A 20,672-nucleotide genomic window follows, 5' to 3' on the forward strand; every position below is an offset into this window, starting at 1 on the left:
GCAATGACAGATGATATGAATTCAAAGGAACGCTTCGTTAATGCACTTGAAGGAAAAGAAGTTGACAGGATGCCATTAGGCTATCTTTGGTTTGGGGCAGGTGATGCGGTCCTGGAAAAGATGGGTGCCAGTCTGAACGATGTGTACCGTTCTGCTAAAGGTATGGCAGAGGCGCAGATACTTGCAAGAGAAATGTATCATCACGATAATGTAATGGCTCCATGGGGCTGTCTGCTTGTGGAAGCCGAAGCCCTGGGTACAAAGCTTGACTTCAGGGAGAATGAGTATCCAAAAATAGTTGAATATCCCATGGAATCATCCGGTGAATTCGAGAACCTGGATCCTGACATCATGCGAAGGTCGGAAAGGGTACAGACAGTCGCTGAATCCATCAGTATAATGAAAAAAGAACTTAACGATGAAGCATTCATAGCCTGTGCAACACTGACCCCCCTCATGCTTGTCTCCCAGTTGATGGGTGGTACCAAGATGTGTACCGAAATGCTCATGGACCCTGATAATTTCCGCTCTTTGCTTGATGTACTGACTGAAAGTTGTATCGTATTTGCCGACATCATGCTTGATGCAGGCGCTGATGGTATATTTGCGGAGAATGGGGAAAGCACTGCAGAACTCTTCAGTCATGATATGGCAGAGGAATTTGGGGTGGGATACACAAAGAAAGTCTACTCCCATGTGCAGGATAACGGTGGGTACGTAATATCACATAACTGTGCAGCCCTTGCTTTCCATGATCTTGAACTGAAGCTTAAACCAAATGCACTTAACTTTGCCTTTGGTGATGTTAAAAAACTGGGCACTGAATATGGGGTCGAGTGCCAGAAACTTCACAATCACAACAATGTCGGCTGTAAACAGCGCTACTGCTTCAAGGATTTCCAGAATTTCCAGGATGAAGGAATCTGTCTTATGGGAAACATCAATCCTTATGTGTTCAGTTCTGATTCCCCTGCTGATATAGAATATGAGGTTGACAGTTGTATGAATGCAGCCCCAGAAAAAGGATTCATCCTGGCTTCAGGATGTGAGATACCACTCAGTATCCCATCGGAAAAGATGGATGTGATGTGGAAAGCAATGGAGACACGCTTTTGATAAAGCGTGTCCAGATTCCTTTTTTATAAACCGAGTTCTCGTTTCACTTAGTAATAATATCCGCCAGACCAACAATTCCGTCATCAGAGTCTGTGGAGTTTTCTAATATTTCCGCATTCGGATTGATATTTCCAAGTGTTTTGCTTAAAGCCGCCACTTTTTCGGAACCTGCCAGGTCCCCAGTGATGAATATTATTTCCGAGTCTATGATCTGATTGCGAATAATCTTCGGGATAAGTTCTACATCACTTTCCATATTCATGGCATCGGCAACATTAATTATTGGTGCGAATGACATGTCTTCAAATTCAAGGTTCTCAAGACCTTCTTTTACTTCAGCAGGCATTGAATTGAATGGAAGCTCTATAATTACATGATCAAAAGCGGACAGTTCATTTATTTTCTGCAGTTCGGCCATCAGGTCGAATAAAAAGCTGCATGGGACGCAACTGCTGATCATTTCCCTGACCCCGACCCCGGAATCTGCACTGACATGGCTTTTATCTTCACTATCCTCATTTTCAGTTATAACTACAGCCACTTTCTTTTCTCTTGAATTAAGCTCATTTCCAATTGCAAAAAGAGTATTTTTCTTTTCTGAACCTGTAAAACCACATACCATGATAATTCGCATGAAAACCCTCCTTAAAAATAATTGAACTGCATTACTTATAATATTATCATAGGTCCACTGGCTTTACAATAGTTCTTTGATGCAATAGATGACTTAATATATCTGGAGAATATCATTTTAAACAATATACTAAAATTCGAATAGCACAATAATATATGATGTACTATAATCTAATATCTAATTCATAACATTCCATTTTGTGCTAATTATTGAGATGATCCTATGAGATACGAAGAAAAGTCCAAAAAACAACTCATTGATGAAATTCGTGACTTGAAATCTCAATTAGGGAAAAAAGAAGCACTATTTAATTCCTATAAACAACAAAATAAAAAGGAGTCATCTGAAAAAAGGATTTTTCTTGAAGGATTACTTCATTCAATTCCTGATCTTATATTTTGTAAAGACAAGGATGGTAAATACATTGGCTGCAATCCTGCTTTCTTACATTTCCTTCACTATCCCAATGAAGACATAATAGGTAAAACTGATCACGATATTTTTGACAGGGAACTTGCTGACTTTTTTAGGGAACAGGATTTTAAAATGATGGAACAGGGGAAGCCACGGACCAATGAGGAATGGCTTGAATTCCCTGAAGGTTCTTTTCTATATGAGACACTAAAAGCTCCTCTTTATACTCCTGATGGGGATATGATGGGACTTATAGGTATTAGTCGTGACATCACTGATAGAAAAAAGGCAGAAGAAAAACTCATAAAGCAGCATGACAAAATGCTCTCGATCTTTGAGTCCATTGATGAAATGATCTACGTTTCAGATCCTAAAACTCATGAATTACTTTTTGCTAACAGTTTTACAAGGCAATTTAACAAAGGAAATATCATTGGTAAAAAATGCCATGAAGTATTCCAAAATAAGGATTCTCCTTGTTCATTTTGTACAAACGATAAGATTTTTGGGGAGTATCTTGGAAAAAGTTATATCTGGGAATATCAAAACATTAAGAATAACCGATTTTACCGTTGTATAGATAGAGCTATAGAATGGCCCGATGGTCGTATGGTCAGATTTGAACTGGCTATCGATATTCATGAGAGTAAAATGGCAGAAAATGCATTGAAAGAAAGTGAAGAAAAATTTTCAGTTATCACTAAATCTGCCAATGATGCAATAATAGCGATTAATAATGGTGGGCTCGTAACTTTCTGGAACCCTGCTGCAGAAAAGATGTTCGGGTATTCATCTGATGAGGCTTTCAACAAAGAAATACGTTCTCTTATTATTCCGGAACAGTACAATAAGATCTACAAAAGCTCATTCTCCAATTTCAGGTATTCCGGAGAAGGTTTAGCTGTGGGAAATACTGTGGAACTTACAGCCAAAAAGAAAGATGGAACAGAGTTCCCAATAGAATTATCCCTTTCTGCGATTATTTTAAAGGGAGAATGGAGTGCTGTTGGAATTGTACGTGATATAACCGAGAGAAAGCGAAATGAGCAGGAGATGTTGCAGGCAAATATCGCTGCTGAGAACGCTAATCGTGCAAAAAGCGAATTCCTTGCAAACATGAGCCATGAACTCAGAACACCTTTGAACTCGGTAATAGGTTTTTCAGACACTTTGCTTGAAGGCTATTTTGGTGAATTGAATGAGAAACAGATTCAATACATTGAGAATATTTCAAATAGTGGCAAGCATCTGCTGAATATAATTAATACTATCCTGGATATTTCAAAAATAGAGTCTGGAAAGATGAGATTGTACAAGGATGAATTGAATATCAGCAATGTTATTGATGAGATGATCTCCCTTATGCAGCCTCCGGCCTTAAAGAAGAATATAAAAATGGAAGTATCATTCGGGCATGATATTGACCTTATAGAGGCAGATGAGGCGAAGGTCAAGCAGATATTGTACAACCTCATTGGCAATGCCGTCAAGTTCACAGAGGACGATGGCTCAATTAAAATGAAGACAAGAAATGAAAATGGCAATATCGTAATTTCTGTCCTGGATACCGGAATAGGAATTTCTTCCAATGATCAGTATAAATTGTTCAGGCCTTTTAGCCAGATAGATTCCGATACATCCAGACAATATGATGGCACTGGTCTTGGACTTTCACTTGTTAAGGATCTGGTTGAACTTCACGGTGGAGATGTGTGGGTAGAAAGCGAATTTGGTAAAGGCAGTGATTTTACGTTCACTCTTCCTGTGAACTCAAATGAAAAAGATGTCTAAGTTGAAGTTATCAGGTATTTTTCTGCAGCATCTTTTTCTGCATCTCTTATTCTTTTTCCATAGCCTTCTGATTTTTGTTTGTCATCCACGAACAGACCGACAGTAAAACTCTTTTCATGGTCCATTCCATGTTCGCATAATATCCTGTATTCAAAATCAGATCCCTGCTTATCGAATATTTCTTTTAGTCTGCCTTTTGGGTTTAAAGATGATAGTTTATCCAATGCTTTCTCAAGGTCAAAAAAGCTATAAACAAATTTTCTTACCTGGCAAAAACCATGATTATTAAGGTAGATCGAACCAATGAGAGCTTCTATAATGTCCGGTAACTTGCCATCAATATTGACATGTGGTTCGCACAGGACATAGTTTTCAAGGTCTATTTTTTTTGCAATTGATTTGAGACTCTTATTTGAAACGAGTACTTTTTTAAGATCAGTTGAAACGCCTTCTATGGACTTACCTGTTGATTTAGTATATTCATCAATTTTCTTGTCATAATATGCATATTCTGCAACGATCAAACCAAGAACTGAATCGCCAAGAAATTCCAGTTTCTCATAGTCTTTTTCTTCGAGATTATTTCGCTTCTTGAAAATGTCCAGTTTTTCACTATCGCCATTAAAAAGAGAGCCGTGTGTCAATGCCTGGATCAAAAAACGAGAGTCTGTGAACTGGACATTAATAATTTTCTGGAAAGTTTCCAGGTCATCCGAGTTCACAGTCAGGTCATCGTTGAGTTTCACGATATCATAATTAGTTTTCGAATATTAAATGATTACTATAAAAAATAAAAAAAGGCAGACTTTACTCACTCTGTAAAGACAACCTTTACTTCGTTAACATCCCACAAAGATTCAATCTTTTCGAGGACATCTTCCTTAATTGCAGATGCAAACTGGTGAGTTGAGGGGAGATCCAGGAGAATCCTTACAGCCCCTTCCTTCACTTCGATCTTAAGTACTAGCTCAGTACGAACTATGTCAAGACCTGCCATGGGATTCATTACATGCTTAAGTCTGCTTCTTACAATATCCTCTGTTGTAGGCTCGTTCTCAGTGACAAGTCCATGCTTTTCCTCATAATCACGAATCGCAGCCCTGAGGCCCTCAACAGCCAGAACTGAACAATGTGCTTTTACTGATGGGAGTCCTCCCAACTCTTCGGTTGCCTGCTTCCATGTGATTGCTTTTGCTTCTTCGAGAGTCTTGCCTTTGGCCATTTCGGTGATCATGGAAGCAGTTGCTATATTGGATGCACAGCCATAGGATTCGAATTTTATATCTTCGATCACTGTGGTTTCCGGGTTTACTTTAAGGTAAACCGCAACCATGTCACCACATGCAGGACTGCCTTCCAATCCTTTTCCGTCAGCTTCCTCTATTTTACCGACATTCTTCGGGTTTTTGAAATGCTCAAGAACTTTTTCACTATATGGGAACTTCATCTTATCACCTCTAATTACCTTCAAAAAGGGGGCTTATAGCCCTAAGTTGTGCAACGATCTCTTTTATTGCTTCTATTATGGCATCAACATCATCTTTGCTGTTGTAGCGGCCAAATGTGAAACGAATGGATCCATGTGCTCTTTCATGGTCGCCGCCAATACCCATGATCACATGACTTGCTTCAAGGGAACGGCTGAAACATGCTGAACCGGTGCTTACGGCAAAACCACGCATATCCAGATGCAGTGTCATGGATTCACCTTCAACATAGTGGAAAGTGATATTGGCATTTTGTGGTATTCTTTTGTCCCGGCTTCCGTTAAGTGTCACATGAGGGATCTCTTCTTCGGCTCTCTTTATGGTGTAATCACGCAATTCTTCCAGCTTTTTTGTCTCTTCGGGAGTTACAAGTTCCACCGCTTTGGCAAAGCCAACAGCACCGGGGATATTTTCAAGACCAGCACGCCGGTTAGATTCCTGGTATCCTCCGTCCATCCATTTGGTGATGGGGGTATCTTCTCTGATGTACAGGGCACCGACACCGCGAGGGCCATGAATGGTGTGTGATGACATTGTGATAAGATCCACAGGAATCTTGCTGACATCGATTGGAACTCTGGTATAGCTGTGAGTGGCGTCGGTATGCATCAACACATCCTTTTCCTTACAGATCTTTGCAATTGCCTCCAGATTCTGAAGGGTTCCTATTTCCTGGTTTGCATGCTGTATGGATACAAGAATGGTCTTGTCAGTGATGGTATTTTTCAGCTCTTCCAGATCAAGTAGACCTTCTGAGTCCACACTGATGAAATCTACCTCAAAACCCTGCTTTTCCATCATCTTTGCAGTATTGAGAACAGAAAAATCTTCAATTTTGGAAACTATTATGTGCTTTCCTTTTTTACTCTGTAGTGCCTGAGCAACACCTTTTATGGCCATATTGCTTGACTCGGTGTCTCCTGAAGTAAACACGATCTCTTCTGCTGAAGCACCAATGGAATTGGCAATAATTTCACGCGCATTCAAAAGTCCTTCTTTGGCATCGATTCCCATGGAATAGCCAAATTCAGATGTTGCAACTGCGTAAGTATCAAAGAAATATGGTTTCATTGCATCCAGGACCTTCTCGTCCAAACGTGTGCTGGCAGCATTATCTAGGTATATCATTTCTCCAAACATCTCTTCACTCCGTTCTGGCTACTTAAATAAAAAGTGTAATAGTCGCATCCTTTGCTTCATAGATATAGGTGCCTACCGCACCAAAATCATCGATCCATTCCTCGTGCAACTGCTCCTGCTTGATCCCCATGATCTCCATGGTCATTTCGCAGGCAATTATCCTGCCCCCAAGCTCCTTGAAATCTTCCATGAGTTTTTTAAGGGGGGCAACGTTTGCTTTCTGCATTCTCTTTTTGACCATCCATTTGCCAAGACCAAACATGTGCATCTTGGATAATGGACCTGCTCCAAGGCCATTTTTCTTAAGGCGCTGCAATCCCCAGAATGTAAAATATAATGAAACATCCATTCCCATTGCAAGCGCACCATTACCTATTATCAGAGCACTGTAAATTTTATCAAAGTCACCACTATGGACAACTATAACGGCTTTATCAGACACTGGCTACCCCTACCTTTTAATTCTGATCTTCCACTCATTATTCTTTTCTTCAATGTCAATGACTTCAAGTCCCAGGGATTTGCATGCCATGGGTATCTCTTTTTTGGAGGCAGGGTGTGTGCCTACAACAACTACCTCATCTCCCGGAGAAGCTTTTCTTAACGCCTTACGACATTCTACAAGAGGAACCGGACAGGTCTGGCCCCTTACATCGACTTCCACTTCAGTCATACGATTTCCCCTTATATCCGAAAATGGATTCGGACATTATACATAATAGTATTATCTCCGACTATTTAACAATGTTACTGTTCTTTGATAGTAAGGGGCATAATTTTGGATGGTTACTTCATTCTTTCAGGACCTTTCGTATCATTGCAAGCCCTGTGACATTGATCAGTCCTATGAGTGTTCCTCCGATAATATGGCGTGAATTCAAGTCAATGCTGCTTTCCTGCTTATTCTCATGTGAATTGAAAACTATGTTCTCACTTTTTTTGAGATGGATCTCTTTTTCAATCACATTTTTCACATCTCCAGCCTGCAAAAATCGAATGGTATAATTAGATCCGACCTCAACTCCCCTGAAAAGACAGTTATTAGTATTGCTTGCCTGTCCACGTGTAATTCCGTTTTCCAGAAGCAGGATGTCGCCTTCATCAAATGCCTTCACGCTTATACTCGTGTGTTCTTTCACGGGCATTTCAGATCCATCAGATATTCTGAGTTCATCCGGAAGTTCCAGGACTGACAGGATCGTAGGGGCGATATCCTCCTGACCATATTCGCCTTTGATAAGTCCTGCTTCCACATTATGGGAAGCTACCGAAAAAGGGACTTTCTGGGCTTCTCTTATAACTGAATAAGTTTTGGATTGGTGTCCTCCACGGGAGTCTTTAGTTGGGAATGCCATGCCATGATCTCCTGTCAGGAAAAAGGCAAGGTTGTTCTCATTACAAATATCATACAGGGGTTCACAACTGGAGTCTACGCCTTCTATGGTTGCTATGTATCCTGAATCTTTTTTGTAATGACCTGCCGAATCCGTGGCTCCGACATTGATGGTAAGGATATAATGTTCATTCGGATATTCCGTACTCATGAAGTCAATGGCCTTGATCGCTGTTTCAATTGCCCAGCGGTTGTAGGCGTCATATCTTTCCTGTGAACCTTCCGGATAGTGTTGTAACTGTGGGTGAATAAGTGATGCTTCATTCTGCAAAAGTGATGCCATATCCATTGAAATTTGCTTCTTTTCAGCGGAATGAACATTTGTTTTAACAATCATTTCCGGATTGTTTACTGAATTCGCAACATCATGAACAACAACATCCTGCTTATTGCACATGGCTGCAAAGTCTCCTTTCTCCATGATCGCAAAGGTCAGATAATCGTAATCATGCGCCACATCGTATATTGTTGTCTCAGACCCTTCCACAAGTTCGCCTATTGCCTTTGAATATCCGGTAACCAGAACGGAGTGGCCAGCCTCTGTGTATGTCTGGGGTGCGGTGACATCCAGAACCCTGCAACTCTGTCCGAATATAAAGGACATGTTCTTTATTTCTGCTTTGTCAAGGATCGAACCATCAATTGCATAAGGTGTGAATTCTGGATAAATGTAACAGGAGCTCACTCCATCCATAATAAGAATGACAGCTCCCTGGGGGGCATCTACGGGGGATACGTCAACAATTGTTGCATTGGCAGGCAAAATACATGCGAAAATGATCATTGCAATAATCAAATATCTGGCTGGTGCAATTCTCACTCGGTGCTGGCTATGGGACATAGCACAAATCATATGGGAATTGCATAATAAATTTTCTATTTGTTCTCATTTTTTTAAAAAATGTCGTTAAAGTCCTGACTCCTTTTCCAGTCCACTTTTTAAGAACACGGATAGGAACAGGACCAGTGCGCTTATGGAGAAAATAAGCTGGAACCCCAATCTATCCAGGAACAAGCCGAAAAATATAGGCATCAATCCCAGGCCAGCATAGGTGCATGTGTTGAAAAATCCCATTGCCAGTCCTCTTTTTATATTCATATGAGTGACCGCTATTGGCAAACCAAGCAGACCAATGCCAGATCCTATCCCTATTAGTACAAAACCTGTTATCGGGAACTTAATTGATAGTAGAGTACCTACAGAAGCTATTACTATTCCGTATCTGATCATTTGTTTGTATTGCATATCCATTCTCCCAACCACGAGATTGGTGATCATGGAACTTACATAAAGCAAAGATATTGCAATACCAAGTCCGGTCTTGCTAAGAAAGTCCTTGCTATAATCCGGGTAGAATGCTATTAGAACACCTGTGATGCCAAAAATGAGAAATGCAGTTATCCAGATGCTTGCATATCTTCTATCAAGGAACACTGAACTCAGTTGATGGAATTGGGGTACATCTTTGACATTTATTATTTTTCTGGCAGGCTTTGTCTTTTTTTGGAAAACAACTGTAAATATGCCACTCAGAGAAATGATTCCCGCAAGTGCAGTAAACAGGATGATGCCACCTCTTACAGACCATTCTGCCAGATATCCGGCGATAGCCACACCAAGTGCAAGACCGGCATTCAGCAGGAAATTGAACTCACTGATGTAGCGATTTTTTTCAACATATTCCGACAGCATGGCATAGGCTGCCGGGAAAAATGCACCGCATGCAGACCCTTCCACAAAGCGTGCAATTATCAGCAGATACAGGTTGTCAGTGATAATCAAAAATATCCCTGAGACAAAGGTCAGAAGAATTGCCAGGACTATGAATTTAAGGTAATCATATCTGTCAACAAGAACGCCAAAAGGCAGCATAGTTACTAGCGCCCCGATGAAGTAACCCGAAAAGAGTAAACTTGAGGCTAAAGCACCGTGAGTTACATGGTTTGCCGCAGCAAGTTCAGGCAGTACAGGAATAACCGAATCTGATAAACCCATTATCAGAAATACTGTCGAGTATATTAAGAACCTGTTTTTATCCATTTTTCTCCCTGCGCCCTAAAGAAAAAGGATGCAAAGTTAATAGTTTTTGCTATTGGCAAAATTCAGATCAAAAAATGTCCAAATTTATGCACAGTTTGAAGAATTCAACTCTCAGTTTTTTGTCGAAATAATTCCATCTTTTCAAAAATAAAAAAGCATATAGTCAAATAGGTATAATAAAAAATGCAATTTTGTATTTTTATTTATATTACTATATAATATAAAGAGTCTATATCAATTTATATTGTTTTAAACTTGGAAATAAATTACCTCTAATTACCACACTATATGTTAATCTCAAATATATAACCATTTCCTAATATAAGGAAACTGTGACTTTACATATATTTGAAGTTAATACAAAATCAATACATTTTTGTTAAAAACGATATGATACTGCTTTGTTTGTTATAAAACATTTAAAAGCTGTATAAATATTTAGTGAGGTCCAGAGTCCATAATGAGTGATATTAAGTTATTTCCCAAACTTATAACAGATCATTGCTTGTAGTAAAATATATTTGCATGATAGTATATCAAGTATCATTGATTAAATTAAAAAATACATATTCAAATGTCAAAAACAAATATTTCTTGCATGTATGAATTTTAAGTTACATATATAGTAAAGTGGTATATTTTTGAGTTACAATATTAAAAAATAAACAAAGTGTGGATAAAATATGGCTATTTTTATAAATATATATTTAGTTTCAATTTGCTAGCCTATCCAAATAAAGAATATAAAAATAAACATAGTAATATAATAATGGCAATTCTGTGCAAAAAAGGGGCAATACTAAAAATTTAATAACAGTTGCTGTCTCTGCACAATTGTTGCCCATGATTCAAGCTTAGAGCAACATGATTTTCAGGGGCCATGTTTATATATGGCGAATATTAAATATATATGTATTCAAAAATGTTTAGTTGGGAGGGTACATCATCGGCATCGATTCTTTCATCGATGCCATCACACTTATTATTCTATTTTTTAATAGTTTCTTGTTTTGATCCCACATCTACTGTAAATAATTTTAGAATTTTTGATTATCAGCACATCATAATTTAATAGCATAATAATGGCAATGCTATCTTTTTTTAATGAAATTCAGTAGAAATATAACCAAATAGGAACTCAAAATTTAAAATTTAAATACATAGTTTCATTTTCAGGAAATGATTCTTTGTATTTCTACTAAGACTATGGAGTGTTGTAACTGAAGAGCAAAGAATACCCTATCATACATGTAGAGACATATTCAAGACGTACTGAGCTTCAAAAACTACTCGTTTGCTAAGGATATGAGTAACATTGTTACATATTGAATTAAATAACATTAACAATAAAATTAAAGTATACTTATTTGGGCTGGATGAGTGGGGGTCTAAATAGTAAGGTACCGAAAAAATCTTAGTTCGTTGCCGCCAACCAATTTTTGATTTATATCTCAAAAACAATCCTCCGTTTTTTGAGATATAAATTAATCAGGGAATGATTACCTATCTTTTCTACTAAATATCTTGGAAACAAATCTACCAGCTTTGGCAGTAAGCATGATCATCCAGTTATTTGGCATAATGATAATTTGTGAAATAATTTCATCACCCCAATGGGGAAAATGTAGCGGAAATGTTGAAATTTGCCCTTTTGGGTTAATTTTAATTTTTGATTTGGAATTGTCCCGGGATTCTTTTCAGGGCGATGACCCAAAAGGGATATTTTTATGAATGCTTATCAAAAATAATAACATTCGTGTGGGATTTTAATAACCTATGGTAATGTAGGTTTATATATGGGCAATGGTGTATTATTACAAAATGGAACAAATGCATTATTAATGCAGAGGAAGCAGTCAAGAATACCGGTGTTTTTGTTTCCCTGGCTTTATTGATACAGGTGAATTTCCGGTTGTAAAATTCAGAAGTTAATAAATAGATCTCAAAGAATGTGATAATTACACAGTAATTAATATGATAAGAAGGTTTGAAATAATGTCATTATTTCTTGGTGTGACTACACATATTTTGATAAATCCATCCGCTTAAAATAATTCGATAAGTGTCAAAGTGAGTGAAATTTTGAGAATCATAAAGTCGCAGCAAAATAAGTTATGATGTAATATATGGTTGTTACATTTTAGCCAGGGCATAAGCATACACTCGTGTATATATTTAATTTATTTAAAATGTTCGTTGCCATGTATAAATGTTAATTTATTATATAAGTTCCGTGTTACAGATTAAATTAGTTTATACATTCAATAAAAATAATATATTTTTATAAAGTTCAGACATCTGAATTATATTTTTTTAATAGTTAGTCATCGGGAAACAAATAATTAAGACTATTTTTATAATAGTATTTTAGACTTGGCTAGTATAGAGGTTGGATACTCAAAATACAACTAGAAGGATAGCATATTTTTTTACAAAGTAGTGGATTTTCTAAGTCTGAGTTCTTGACAAAAAGCATGGTCTTGTAATATTCCATAGCAAACAAATAACCAATGGTAATAACATGGTTGACATAAAATATTTATTATGACAGTTTGTCGTTTTTTGGCAGGTTCATTCAGATTTTCAAAAAAGAGATATTTAATCTTAAACTGACTTTTCTTTTGAATTAAATAAAAACTTCTCTAGATTCTGTTTCTGTGTATATAATATCGCAAAAACAATACCAGGCGCACAAAAAGTTTTATTCTTATAGTCTATAACCACAAAACTGTTTTATTGGGATTCTTTTCTTTTTTCTATGTTTGCCTGCAAACGTTAATTACATGGACTATAGTAATATGGGGTTTTCGACCTTCAACCGTACGATTATTTGCAGAAAAAGATATGAATTGAGTATAGCTAGGATCCTGACACTATATTCTTATAGTACGTGTAATAGAGTTTTAGCATTCATATTCAAAACGGAAAGTCATCATAATCTATGAAGTTTTTCCAATGTAAGTGATATTTTTTTATATTGTTGGTGGATTTTTGACCTATTCGATTTATGTACTTTCGTGCATGCATAGTATAGACCATTCAGTCATAAAATGCTATTATAAATATATGCTTATAAATTTTATCTTATCGTTTTTCTACCTTCATAAAATCACTCAAATATGCATACTAGTAATATTAGCAATTATATTTATTATGTAACTCTCAGTTTTTTCAAGCGATTATTAATTCCATCATTATAATATTTAATCATATGTTGTGGCATCAGTCATACTAAATAAATTATTATGTATTCTAAAAAAAACAAATATGTAATAAAAATAACACTGTCACTAAAATAAGTTACATAATAACAGATACCATGATATCTATATCTAATTGATGTATTAATGTCAATTAGACATTTTCACTTCAGGATTTGCAATTAAATATTCAGAGTAGTATCAAAAAGGTCATTAAAATTCTGATATTTCTTGCGAGCACGATACAGATATTGCCGAACATATTTCTTCCCTGATGCTTTTGAGAATATCGCTTCGATCTCAGCAGGGGAGAATACGGCACTGAGCTTATTGGAAGGTATGGAACGTAAATATATAAGTTCAGGACTGTCTTCAGGTTCATCGACACTCATGGTAACTACAGACTTTTCTACATCTGCATGCCTGGGATTTGAACCTGTTGAAATTACCTCTTCACCCAGCCAGTTCCATTGATCATCATAAATAATAGCATAAATGGTGTTACATTCATTGCATTTTGCACCCACCACTGTTTTTTCATCCTGGACATGATAGCTAACACTCATTACATCAGAATTGCAATCACTACATGTACCAATAACATTTTCTTCCTGACTATGAAGAGGAAGTTCCACACTATCTAAATAAAGTGTGCTGTTATCAATATCATATTCATATACCATAAGTTCACCAAACCAAAGTATTATTGTGTTAAACTCTACTATAATACTTAAATGCTCATACTATAAAAATTTGAAAACCTTTTTATAGGTATAATTTCATATATAAGATGTTATTTATATAGATTAACAGTGAGAGGTGTGACTATGGATTCAATTCGTTCTAAAATCAAACGAAGGCTACAGAAGTTTGTTGAACTTGATGTAAACGGTCTTCGCAGTTGCATATTATCTACTTTTCTGCAGGTGAAAGAAATTACGGTTGATCAGATACATGAGAGGATCACCAGTAAATATGACATTTCACGTAGCGCAGTTGCATCAATGGTGGGATATATTTACTCAAAGCTTGGTGTATTAAGGTCTTATAAAGAGTCCTACAAAACGCCAATCGTGTACTCCTTAAAAGAGGAATATGTCGATCTTATAAAAAATACGCTTGAATCAAAAAGCGGAGCATGCGCTAACTGATCATATTGATTTTTTATGTCGATCGTTAAAAACGCACCCCGAACATCTACAACTATAGTTGTACGTTCCGATGCAAATGCACGCATAACTCATTCCAGAGATCCTTATTATAATCTCATGAGACGCCTCTTTCAGGAAGAGGCAACTGCAATGCGTGGACAAAAATTCCTTATAATGGTCGAAGAGCGCCAGAGAAACGGCGACCCCATTAAAGCAAACGAGTGGGAACAACTACTTGAAGAACTTGACATCGGACGCGCTTCATTCTATGCCATGCGCAACAAGCTGCTTGGGGCAGGCATGATATCAAATAAAGGTGGAGAATACCGCCTCTCTGGACAGTTTAGCAAGGATATGTTGGATATGGCCCGCTGGTGGTGGACTGCAGTACTTAACGAAAACCCTGAAAACCTGTGATCAGGCGATATGTTTATATATTTAGTATTCTATTTAGGAAATACATTCACCGTAGCCCGGTAGTGTAGTGGTCAATCATGCAGGACTCTGGATCCCGCAACCTCGGTTCGAATCCGTGCCGGGCTACCAAATAATTTTTGAAAGTTTTGTTTTTAAGTATTTCTATGTAACTTTTTTAATCATGAATATGGTTTTTTATCACCATAATTCAATATGTCTTTTCATTTTAAGAAGGGAAACTGCCTCTCTGGAAGAATGCCATTCAGTAACTTCTTTTCTAGATCTACAAAACATTTCAAGCGATTTTTTCTGATGGAACGCAGTAACTCATTTTTTGTTGTCATGTATATTCAGACTTCCATAATTCCTCTAATCCTCCCAGTTGAGTATCACAGTAGCGTCCACCCTTGTATATTAGTCAATAAGATTCCGTTTAATGTACGAGGAATTTGAGAGGTCACAATCATGTTGCCTGAAGATTGTTACTTTTTTATAATAACTGTAACAATCGCCTTTGTAATCTAAAATCTGTTTTTGGATTTACAATACATTTATCAAATATAATCCCCAACGATTATTGGGGAGTGCAAATGCAAGAGTATAAACTATTCATAGATGGAGAGTGGACAAACTCATCCATCAAGGATACTTTTGACGATATAGATCCTGCAACATTGGAAACGATCGCAACCATACAGGTCGCAGGAAGGGATGATATTGACAGGGCTGTTGAATCCGCATTAAAAGGTTTTAAGGTCTGGAGTGAGACGCCGCCTCCAAAAAGGGCAGATGTGATCTACAAGGCTGCAGACATACTGACAAAGAGAAAAGAAGAACTTGCCAGACTGATGACAAAGGAGATGGGTAAGGTCCTTGACGAGACAAGGGGAGACGTCCAGGAAGCCATTGACATAGCCATTTATGCAGCCGGCGAGGGGCGAAGGATGTTCGGGGAGACCACCACATCAGAACTCAGGGACAAGTTCTGCATGACTATACTAAGACCCATAGGTGTTATAGGAATGATAACTCCCTGGAACTTCCCTATGGCAATACCTGCATGGAAGATAATGCCAGCCCTTGTTGCCGGAAACTCTATTGTGATAAAACCAGCCACCGACACACCATTATTGACAATAAAGCTGGTTGAGATACTCATGGAAGCTGGACTTCCACCTGGAGTTATCAACATTTTATTCGGACCCGGGCAGATCGTTGGTCAAAGTATTGTTCATCATCCTGACATAAAGGCAATCTCATTTACAGGAAGCCTTGAAACAGGCAAGTGGATCATGAGCGAATGCGGAAAGTCCATGAAACGTGTCTCTCTGGAGCTTGGAGGCAAGAACCCGCTAATTGTCATGGATGATGCAGATCTTGAACTTGCACTGGAAGGTGTGCTATGGGGTGCTTTCGGGACAACTGGGCAGAGATGTACCGCCACAAGCAGGGTCATACTCCACAAGGACATAAAGGATGAATTCACAAACATGTTAGTTGAGATGACAGAGAAGCTGAAACTGGGTAACGGTCTGCTTCCTGAGACAGATGTTGGTCCTGTTATCAACAAGAGCCAGCTTGATATGATAAAGGGATACATAGACATCGGAAAGGACGAAGGTGCAAAACTGCTGACCGGCGGAAATGTGGCTGACATCGACCTGCCTGGCTATTTCTTTGAGTCCACCATATTCACAGATGTAAAACCGGATATGCGTATAGCCCAGGAAGAGATATTCGGACCGGTTCTCAGCCTTATAACCGTATCAGACATCGATGAGGCCATAGAGGTTGCAAACAACACAAGATACGGACTTTCATCCGCGATATATACAGAGAATATCACAGATGCATTCAAGGCCATCAAAAAGATAGACTCAGGAATCACTTATGTCAACGCTCCGACCATCGGCGCCGAGGTCCACCTACCCTTTGGTGGTGTGAAAGGCACAGGAAACGGATTCAGGGAAGCGGGCCTTGAAGCGATCCGGGAATTTACTGAGGTAAAAGCAGTTTACATCGACTACAGTGGCAGGCTCCAGAAAGCCCAGATAGACCAGTGAGGCTAACCATGACAGAAAAGGACAAACTAAAAGCAAAGGATATCATGGACAGAGATTGCAATGTCATATCATCATGTAGGGGACGCCCCTATCCGCTGGTTGTTGACAGGGGCAGCGGGTCCAGGATATTCGATATAGAAGGAAAGGAATATATCGACCTTGTAGCTGGTTTTGCTGTTATGAACGTTGGGCATTCAAACCCCGACGTGAATGCTGCTGTCTCAGCGCAGATGGAGAAGATCTCACACTGCGGTTTCCATGACTTTTTTGCAGAACCTCCTCTCAAACTTGCAGAGAAACTTAAGCAGCTGACAGGATACAACCGTGTTTTCTTTTGTAACAGCGGTACAGAGGCAGTTGAAGCTGCTATCAAACTTGCGACATGGAAGACAAAGAGACAGAACCTGATATCCTTCTACAACTGTTTCCATGGCAGGACAATTGGATCGCTTTCACTGACATGCTCAAAAGTCAGGCATAAGACGCATTTCCCAACCATCAGAGCTGTACATTCACACTATGCATACTGCTACCGTTGTCCGGTTAACCTGGAATATCCGGATTGCGGGATCGAATGTGCAAAACAGATAGAGAACCTGATTTTTAAAAGGGAGCTCAGTAATGAGGACACCGCTGCCATATTCGTAGAACCTATACAAGGAGAAGGGGGATACATAGTACCGCCCCGGGAATTCCACAAGGAAATCAGGCGCATATGTGATGATAATAATGTCCTGCTGGTTGCCGATGAGATACAGACCGGATGCTACAGAACGGGAACTTTCATGGCAATGGAAAACTTTGGGGTCAAGGCGGATATAGTTTGCATGGCAAAGGCACTTGGCTCGGGTCTTCCCATGGGTGCAATGCTTGCAGACCATTCCTTAATGGACTGGCCACCTGGAACCCATGCCAACACATTTGGAGGCAACCTCCTGGCATCAGCTGCATCCATGGCAGGGATAGAGTTCATGGAAAGGGAGAAGATCGGAGATCATGCAAAGAAAATGGGGAAGCATATAATGGAGAGACTCCGGGAAATGCAGGAAGATCATCCCCTGATAGGTGATGTGAGGGGACTGGGACTTATGATAGGGGTCGAGATAGTAAAAACCGATGGAACACCTGACCCGGATACCAGAGACCAGATCATACTCGAGGGATTCAAGGAAAGGATATTGTTACTGTCCTGCGGAGACTCGGTTATCCGTATCTCTCCTCCTCTTGTGATAACAAAGGAAGAAGCTGACCTGGCTCTGGACAGGTTTGAAGAGGCTCTTAACAGGATAGAACAAAGGTAATAACATGTTTTGAGTGGAAAGGGACACACTTGGGTGTGTATCTCTCAGGAGAATAGGTATTAATAGCAAATTGTCTATGGAAGTGCAGTTTGAAAAAGGTATGAGGTCATAAGGTGAATAAAGTTAAAATTCTTGGAGTTGGGGGAAGTCCCCGGAAAAACGGGAACACTGATATCCTACTTGATAGCTTTTTAAAAGGGGCTGAGTCGGCAGGGGCTGAAACAAAAAAAATCTTGTTGAGAAATTATTCTATTGAACCATGTATTGGTTGTGAAGCCTGCAGAAAAGATGGAAAATGTACGCAATTCAACGATGGAATGAACCTCCTCTATCCTGAGATCGAAACATCAAATGGTCTTATCCTTGAATCTCCTACCTATAACTACAACATAACATCGTCTATGAAATCTTTCATAGATAAGTTCTACCCCTACTATAATTTCACAAATGACCGTCCCAGGCAGTATTCAAGTAAACTTGCAAACCAAGGCAAAAAGGCAATTGTCTTTTCTATCTGTGAACAATTAGATGTTAAAGAAATGGGATTTGCACTCGAAGCTATGGAAATGCCCCTTGAAGCCTTGGGTTATGAGGAGATTGAAAAGTTCCCAGTGACTGGTTATTTCGATCGGGGTTTTGTTTCAAAAGATGCTGAAGTTCTAAAGAAAGCATTTGAAGCTGGTAAAAGACTGGCAGTGAATCTTCGCTAAGCATATGTTGAGAATAATTCTATTGTTCATCAACAATTTTTCCATATTTCCAATTTTTCCTTAAATGAGCATTCAGGCTAAATCCTGTAAACGTTGTGCCATTCTGGTGATTAATTTAGATATCCTACGATTATTCCTTTTGCAAGACCTTTCAATCTTTTATGTCTAGTATCTCTTTTGTAAGCTTATGACTATTTTCTGTGCACTCATTTGCGAGATTATCAACGCATTCTTTGTATGCAAATACTGAAAATTCGTAAAGTATTTTGTTCAAATTCTTACCTTTACTTGTTAGATGATACTCTATACGCAATGGTGTCTTAGAAACGATTACCTTTTCTATTAGTTCATCTTGCTCCATTTGCCGCAATTTATCTGATAGGACCTTGCTACTGAGTTTAGGATTACTTTTTAAGAATTCATTAAACTGCTTTTTATTACAAAATATATCCCTGATGATGTTAAGTGTCCATTTCTTGCTTACTAGTTTGATTGCTTTATCTATAGGACTGTGCTTTAATTCTCCCATGATTTATCACCTGATTACCAAATGGTAAGATTAAGTATTTAAATTACTTTTGGTAATTAAGGGGTGTAATCATGGCATTGTAGAAAATTAAACACTCAATTCATAAATTATTCAAGTATTTGATATATCTAAATTTAAGGAACCAGTATCACATTTCTACAAAAGTCAAACGGAGACATAAATATGGCAAAAATAACACAAAGTATGATTGGTGAAGCGTTAGTAGGAGAAGGACCTGAAGTAGCTCATATCGATCTTGTGATCGGTACAAAGGGAAGTGCAGTTGAGACTGCATTCATGACTTCACTTGCATCACCAAGACAGGGGCACTCACCATTGCTTGCAGTACTTGAACCAAATGTAACACCAAAACCTGCAACACTTCTTGTTAACAAAGTAACCATCAAGAATGTATCACAGGCAGCCCTGATGTTCGGCCCTGCTCAGGCATCCATCGCAAAAGCTGTTATGGACAGTGTAGAAGAAGGAATAATTCCAAAAGAAGAGGCAGAAAATCTTCTCATCATTGTTTCAGTGTTCATTGAATGGGATGCTACAGACAAAGATAAAATATATGAGTTCAACTACGAAGCAACAAAACTTGCAATTAAGCGTGCTATTGATGGAACCCCAACAGTAGAAGAAGCACTTGCAAAGAAGGATACTGCAGAGCATCCATTTGCTTAATAAAGACTTCCTGTGATTAGAATCACAGGGTCTTTTTATCTTTTTTAAATCAATCAATTGAAGTGTGTTCCAAATTAAAAATCCGGAACTCCATAGTGAAGTGATAAACTTGTCTTGTTACTATTTTTGATTTGATCTAGTTCATTACTTCGATACTCAAGAATATCTCTGTGATCCCATCAAGGTATCTTTCAACAAAAACAATATCAATAGCTGATATATTGTGTGCCAAAAAAATAAAAAGATCTCAAAGGTCTATTGAGATTCCTTCACCAGGCACAACTGCAGGTTTTTCGTATGAAAGTTTAAAGCCACATATCTGAGACATTGTGATCAAAGTCATATCATTTGACGCACCGAATTTGTTCCTCTCTTCAATAATAATGCCCATATCACCTGGAAGCAAGTCTATTTCGTAACAGGCAATGATATCAGAGAAGAAAATATCATCAACTTTATCCTTCAGACAAAAGCGCCCTGCAAGCAGAAAACCTTCTCCTTTGTTCTTGATCATATTCTGAATAGGACCCATAAATCCCTCACTTTTGGACATTTCATCTATCATTTAGAATACCCCATAAATAAATATGGACTCTCA

General features: G+C 38.4%; 19 protein-coding genes and 1 tRNA gene. 9 read left to right on the forward strand and 11 right to left on the reverse strand.

Annotation, left to right across the window (positions count from 1 at the left end):
- The first annotated feature begins 3 nt into the window (after positions 1-3).
- Complete coding sequence (locus V7O66_RS03810) at positions 4-1,116, forward strand: uroporphyrinogen decarboxylase family protein (RefSeq protein WP_406661649.1); 1,113 nt, start codon at positions 4-6, stop codon at positions 1,114-1,116.
- A gap of 43 nt (positions 1,117-1,159) precedes the next feature.
- On the opposite strand, the gene V7O66_RS03815 is transcribed toward V7O66_RS03810, so the two are convergent.
- The gene (locus tag V7O66_RS03815; protein WP_406661650.1) at positions 1,160-1,750 is read right to left on the reverse strand and encodes a GTP-binding protein; all 591 of its coding nucleotides are present in this window, start codon (positions 1,748-1,750) and stop codon (positions 1,160-1,162) included.
- Positions 1,751-1,972: 222 nt separating this feature from the next.
- Here V7O66_RS03815 and V7O66_RS03820 point away from each other — a divergent pair, with 222 nt between their 5' ends.
- A complete protein-coding gene (locus V7O66_RS03820) occupies positions 1,973-3,955 on the forward strand; it encodes a PAS domain S-box protein (RefSeq protein WP_406661651.1) in 1,983 nt (660 codons plus the stop codon).
- Here V7O66_RS03820 and V7O66_RS03825 read toward each other — a convergent pair.
- From V7O66_RS03825 to V7O66_RS03860, 8 genes are all read right to left on the reverse strand, one after another.
- Positions 3,952-4,701: a ribonuclease III family protein gene (locus V7O66_RS03825; protein WP_406661652.1), complete on the reverse strand. Its 750-nt coding sequence runs from the start codon at positions 4,699-4,701 to the stop codon at positions 3,952-3,954. The genes V7O66_RS03820 and V7O66_RS03825 overlap by 4 nt on opposite strands.
- 65 nt (positions 4,702-4,766) lie before the next feature.
- A complete protein-coding gene (locus V7O66_RS03830) occupies positions 4,767-5,402 on the reverse strand; it encodes an iron-sulfur cluster assembly scaffold protein (protein WP_406661653.1) in 636 nt (211 codons plus the stop codon).
- Positions 5,403-5,412: 10 nt separating this feature from the next.
- Positions 5,413-6,582, reverse strand: coding sequence for a cysteine desulfurase family protein (locus V7O66_RS03835; RefSeq protein WP_406661654.1), 1,170 nt, complete (start codon positions 6,580-6,582; stop codon positions 5,413-5,415).
- 22 nt (positions 6,583-6,604) lie between these two features.
- The gene (locus V7O66_RS03840) at positions 6,605-7,024 is read right to left on the reverse strand and encodes a DsrE/DsrF/DrsH-like family protein (protein WP_406661655.1); all 420 of its coding nucleotides are present in this window, start codon (positions 7,022-7,024) and stop codon (positions 6,605-6,607) included.
- 9 nt (positions 7,025-7,033) lie between these two features.
- Positions 7,034-7,255 carry a sulfurtransferase TusA family protein gene (locus tag V7O66_RS03845; RefSeq protein ID WP_406661656.1) on the reverse strand — a complete coding sequence of 74 codons (222 nt, stop codon included), beginning with the start codon at positions 7,253-7,255 and terminating at the stop codon, positions 7,034-7,036.
- A 118-nt stretch (positions 7,256-7,373) separates the two neighbouring features.
- Complete coding sequence (locus V7O66_RS03850) at positions 7,374-8,795, reverse strand: alkaline phosphatase family protein (RefSeq protein WP_406661657.1); 1,422 nt, start codon at positions 8,793-8,795, stop codon at positions 7,374-7,376.
- A gap of 87 nt (positions 8,796-8,882) precedes the next feature.
- Positions 8,883-10,016 (reverse strand): MFS transporter, encoded by a 1,134-nt coding sequence (locus V7O66_RS03855; RefSeq protein ID WP_406661658.1) that lies wholly within the window; start codon positions 10,014-10,016, stop codon positions 8,883-8,885.
- A gap of 3,382 nt (positions 10,017-13,398) precedes the next feature.
- Positions 13,399-13,899 carry a hypothetical protein gene (locus V7O66_RS03860; protein WP_406661659.1) on the reverse strand — a complete coding sequence of 167 codons (501 nt, stop codon included), beginning with the start codon at positions 13,897-13,899 and terminating at the stop codon, positions 13,399-13,401.
- A gap of 144 nt (positions 13,900-14,043) precedes the next feature.
- Between V7O66_RS03860 and V7O66_RS03865 the strand changes: the two genes are divergently transcribed.
- The 6 genes from V7O66_RS03865 (at position 14,044) to V7O66_RS03890 (ending at position 18,858) form a co-directional block, all read left to right on the forward strand.
- Positions 14,044-14,367 carry a DUF2551 domain-containing protein gene (locus V7O66_RS03865; protein WP_406661660.1) on the forward strand — a complete coding sequence of 108 codons (324 nt, stop codon included), beginning with the start codon at positions 14,044-14,046 and terminating at the stop codon, positions 14,365-14,367.
- A 15-nt stretch (positions 14,368-14,382) separates the two neighbouring features.
- Positions 14,383-14,784, forward strand: coding sequence for a hypothetical protein (locus V7O66_RS03870; protein WP_406661662.1), 402 nt, complete (start codon positions 14,383-14,385; stop codon positions 14,782-14,784).
- 53 nt (positions 14,785-14,837) lie between these two features.
- Positions 14,838-14,913: transfer RNA gene (locus V7O66_RS03875), tRNA-Gln, on the forward strand.
- A 461-nt stretch (positions 14,914-15,374) separates the two neighbouring features.
- On the forward strand, positions 15,375-16,847 hold the full coding sequence (locus V7O66_RS03880) for an aldehyde dehydrogenase family protein (protein ID WP_406661663.1): 1,473 nt from the start codon (positions 15,375-15,377) through the stop codon (positions 16,845-16,847).
- 8 nt (positions 16,848-16,855) lie between these two features.
- Entirely contained in the window at positions 16,856-18,148 is a 1,293-nt protein-coding gene (locus tag V7O66_RS03885; protein WP_406661665.1) for an aspartate aminotransferase family protein, read from the forward strand.
- Positions 18,149-18,261: 113 nt separating this feature from the next.
- A complete protein-coding gene (locus V7O66_RS03890; protein WP_406661666.1) occupies positions 18,262-18,858 on the forward strand; it encodes a flavodoxin family protein in 597 nt (198 codons plus the stop codon).
- Between the two features lie 151 nt (positions 18,859-19,009).
- Here the strand turns inward: V7O66_RS03890 and V7O66_RS03895 are convergent, their stop codons facing one another.
- Positions 19,010-19,387: a winged helix-turn-helix transcriptional regulator gene (locus tag V7O66_RS03895; RefSeq protein WP_406661667.1), complete on the reverse strand. Its 378-nt coding sequence runs from the start codon at positions 19,385-19,387 to the stop codon at positions 19,010-19,012.
- A gap of 183 nt (positions 19,388-19,570) precedes the next feature.
- Between V7O66_RS03895 and fae the strand changes: the two genes are divergently transcribed.
- Positions 19,571-20,074, forward strand: coding sequence for a formaldehyde-activating enzyme (gene fae / locus V7O66_RS03900; RefSeq protein WP_406661668.1), 504 nt, complete (start codon positions 19,571-19,573; stop codon positions 20,072-20,074).
- A gap of 247 nt (positions 20,075-20,321) precedes the next feature.
- Here fae and V7O66_RS03905 read toward each other — a convergent pair whose 3' ends face one another.
- Positions 20,322-20,639, reverse strand: coding sequence for a hypothetical protein (locus V7O66_RS03905; protein WP_406661670.1), 318 nt, complete (start codon positions 20,637-20,639; stop codon positions 20,322-20,324).
- Positions 20,640-20,672: the final 33 nt, after the last annotated feature.

This window comes from Methanolobus sp. ZRKC3 (genome assembly GCF_045291275.1).
Classification (GTDB): Archaea; Halobacteriota; Methanosarcinia; order Methanosarcinales; family Methanosarcinaceae; genus Methanolobus.